Genomic DNA, 3417 nt, shown 5'->3' on the forward strand with positions numbered 1-3417 from the left:
CGGCGCGCCCCGGGGTCAGCCGGCCCGGCGGTCAGCGCGCCCGGCCGAAGTACTCGATCAGCACCGGGGCGAGCGCTTCCGGGGCCACGTCGTGCGTCTGCCCGACAAGCGTGCGGTGCTCCGCGGCGGGCAGCGCCCCCGCGGTGGCCTTGGCCGCCAGCCGCAGCCCCTCGGGGCTCGCCTCACCGGAGACGACCAGCGTGGGAACGTCGATCGCGGCGGCCAGGTGACGCGGCACCTCGCCGCCGCCGAGCAGCTCGTCGTCGTACGCGAGCGTCGGGGCGATCGCCTCCAGAGCGGCCCAGGCCGGCTGCGCCCGGATGCCGGCGACGACCTCGGCGGGCAAGCCGACGTTCGCCATGAACAGGGCCACGGCATCGCCCCCGCGTCCGGCGTCGAGCAGCTCGCGGAGCCGCCGTGTGTACTCCCCGAACCGCCCGCCGTCGCCCGCCCCGCCCATGAACGGCGGCTCGTAGAGGGCCAGCCGGGTGATCCCGGGGCGGGCCGCGGCGGCCGCCATGGCGAGGGCCGCGCCGGAGGAGATGGCGTAGACGTACGCCTCGCCCCCGGCCTCCCCGATGACGGCGTGGAGGTCCTCGATCTCACGGGCGACCGCGTAGGGGGCGGTGTCGGAGCTCTCGCCCCGGCCCCGGCGGTCGTACGCGTACACGGTGAAGGCGTCGCTCAGACGGGCGGCGAGCGGTCGCATCGGCCCCACGGCGCGATGGCACATGGCGCCGTCGACGAGGACGAGGGCCGGGCCGCCGCCGGTGCGCTCGTAGGCGATCGCGGTGCCGTCGGCCGAGGTCACTGTCGGCATGGATGTCCCCTTACCTTCGCTCGCCGGTCAGCTCGGCGAGGTAGACGTCGAAGCGGTCGAGGCTGGTGCCGAAGCCGGCCCTCGCCTGGGCGCTGAGGTACGCGGCCGGCACGTTCGTCTGACGCGTGACCACCTCGGTGCGGCCGTCGTGCAGGTCGACGAAGGTGATCGTGGTCAGCATGCCGCCCTCGACGCCGGGCTCCACCCACACCAGCCGCTCGGGACGGCGTATCTCGACGTAGACGGCCCGCATGGTGTGCGTGCTGCCGTCGGCATCGTTCACCATGGTGGTCTCGAAGACACCACCGGGACGCAGGTCGACGGTGATGTTCTCGACCGGGGTCGTCGTCCCGGTCGGCCCCCAGAAGTGGGTGAGGTGCTCGGGCGTCGTCATGCAGTCGAAGAGCAGCTCGGGTGAGGCGCGGTGCACGCGCCGGTACGTGAGCTCGCCGGTCTCGGTCACGGTGCGACCTCCCCTTCGTCGTCGTGCCGTGTCGCGCCCAGGGCGGCCAGGTGTTGTCCGAGGCGGTCGTGGCGGTCGGCCCAGATCCGCCGGTGGCGCTCGATCCAGCCGGCCACCGCGTCGAGGCGTTCGGCGTCGAGCACGCACGGCCGGGACTGCGCGGTGCGGGTCCGCGAGATCAGGCGGGCACGTTCGAGCACCTTCAGGTGTTTGGAGATCGCCTGCTGCGTCATCGCGAACGGCTCGGCGAGCTGGTTCACGGTCGCCTCGCCGAGCGCCAGGCGTTCCAGGATGGCCCGCCTGGTCGGGTCGGCCAGCGCCGAGAAAACCAGGGTCAGCTCGTCTTCCGCGACTGTCATGGGGACGACCCTAATCACAACCGAAGGGTTGTGCAACCAATGGGTTGTGATTCCCCGCCCCGCCCTCAGGCCGCGGGGGAAGCGGACTCTGGGCGTGTCAGGGCCAGTCCCAGCCGATGCCGACGACTCCGGGCTGGAGCGAGCTCGCGGTCAGGTGCGCCGATTGGTGGGAGTTGAGCGTCAGCTCCTCGACGGACTCGTCGCCCGCCGCCCGCCTGGCGTAACGGCGCAGCCGAACGGGGAGCGCGGCGGGGTCGAACCCCACCCGGAGCGTGTACTGGCCCGCCGGAAAGCGGAAACCGCGCTCGTACTCCCGCGCCTCGGCGCCGCAGGGATCGGTGAGCGCGTAGCGCAGGACGTGCGTCTCGCCGGCCCGCAGCGCGCGGTCGAACAGCAGCTCCGCCACCACCAGGCAGGTCGCCGCGTCCCGGCGGATCCGGCCGATGCGGCAGTCCTCCAGCGCGGCGACCCCGACCCGCTCGACATCGCAGTCGGGATCGCCCCGATAGATCATGACGTAGCGGTCGGCGTGCTCCTCGTGCGCCTGCACCACCTGCACGGTCTCCCGGCGGACGATGCCGCGGTCGGCCCCGACGCGCACGGTCTCGTACATCGCGGCGATGTGCAGCCGCCGGTCGTCGACGACCGCGCCCAGCTCCTCCAGGAGCCGCCCGAGCACGGCGGCCTGCCGCATGATGGCCGCGTACGGCGCAGGCCCCCTGCGGCGTGGCCTGAGCAGCGACGTGAGCGAGGTCGGCGGCAGGGCGAGGATCTCCTCCAGCGCCGCCACGGCCTTGATCGACTCGGGCCGCTCGGGGCGGCGCAGCCCCGACTGCCAGTAGCTGAGGCTGCTCACCCCCACCCGCAGGCCGCGCTCCTCCAGCCGGTGGCGCAGCCGTTCGAGAGTGAGCCCGCGGGCCTCGACGGCCTCACGAAGCGCGACGTGAAACTCCGGCATACGTGAATATTCACAGATTTTCACGTATACGCCAGGTGGCATCTGCCGGGTTTTCACACTGAGAACGCGGGCCCTTTTGCCCACCTTGTACGGCTTCCGCGCGCTCCGCACGATGCCTTGCAACACCCCCAACCGCAAGGAGCACCAATGCGGAAGCTGTTCCGCCTCGCGGTCGCCCTGGCCCTGGCCGCGGTCGCGTCGGTCGCGATCACGAGCCCGGCCCACGCCTGGACCTGGCGCAGGCTCGACTTCGCCCAGCAGGCCCAGCAGTACTCCAACTGGTGCTGGGCGGCGACCGGCAACTCGGTGGCCGCCTGGTACGGCTACGGCTACTCGCAGAACCAGTTCTGCAACCTGGCCTTCAACCGGGCCGTCAACTCGGCCTGCCCCAACAACCAGGCCACCCTGGCCAACGACCAGAACGCCTTCCGGCAGATCGGCATCAGCCCCGGCAACTACGTCTACAGCTACCTGACGTACGCGGCGATCGTCAGGGAGATCGACGCCGACCGTCCGATCATGGCCAGGATCCAGTGGACCTCCGGCGGCGGCCACATGGAGGTCGTCTACGGCTACGACAAGAGCCAGTCGCTCGTCTACTGGAGCAACCCATGGCCGTCGAGCACCCGCTACAACTGGACGACCTACGACTACTACGTCTCGAACGGCTCCTTCTTCTGGACCCACTCGCTCGACTACATCGGGGCCTGACATGAAGCGACTCATCCTTCTCACCGCCGTCGCGTTCGCCCTGTTCACCGGCACCGCGTCCGCCGCCCCGGATCCGGCGGCCGTGGCCCCCGACCCCGCCACCCCC

At 71.6% G+C, this 3417-nt stretch carries 5 protein-coding genes; 1 reads left to right on the plus strand and 4 read right to left on the minus strand.

The window, feature by feature from the left end; genetic code table 11:
• Nucleotides 1–31: 31 nt before the first annotated feature.
• The 4 genes from AWQ70_RS37045 to AWQ70_RS37060 form a co-directional block, all read right to left on the minus strand.
• Nucleotides 32–820, minus strand: a complete 789-nt coding sequence (locus AWQ70_RS37045; protein WP_067186895.1) for an alpha/beta fold hydrolase — start codon at nt 818–820, stop codon at nt 32–34.
• 10 nt (nt 821–830) lie between these two features.
• Nucleotides 831–1283 (minus strand): SRPBCC family protein, encoded by a 453-nt coding sequence (locus tag AWQ70_RS37050; protein ID WP_067186898.1) that lies wholly within the window; start codon nt 1281–1283, stop codon nt 831–833.
• The gene (locus AWQ70_RS37055) at nt 1280–1642 is read right to left on the minus strand and encodes an ArsR/SmtB family transcription factor (RefSeq protein ID WP_067186900.1); all 363 of its coding nucleotides are present in this window, start codon (nt 1640–1642) and stop codon (nt 1280–1282) included. The genes AWQ70_RS37050 and AWQ70_RS37055 overlap by 4 nt, the downstream gene beginning before the upstream one ends.
• Before the next feature lie 97 nt (nt 1643–1739).
• Nucleotides 1740–2600 (minus strand): hypothetical protein, encoded by an 861-nt coding sequence (locus AWQ70_RS37060; protein ID WP_218004794.1) that lies wholly within the window; start codon nt 2598–2600, stop codon nt 1740–1742.
• A 147-nt stretch (nt 2601–2747) separates the two neighbouring features.
• Between AWQ70_RS37060 and AWQ70_RS37065 the strand changes: the two genes are divergently transcribed.
• Nucleotides 2748–3311: a papain-like cysteine protease family protein gene (locus tag AWQ70_RS37065; RefSeq protein ID WP_067186904.1), complete on the plus strand. Its 564-nt coding sequence runs from the start codon at nt 2748–2750 to the stop codon at nt 3309–3311.
• Nucleotides 3312–3417: the final 106 nt, after the last annotated feature.

It is taken from the genome of Microtetraspora niveoalba, from assembly GCF_001570405.1.
Lineage (GTDB): Bacteria > Actinomycetota > Actinomycetes > Streptosporangiales > Streptosporangiaceae > Microtetraspora > Microtetraspora niveoalba.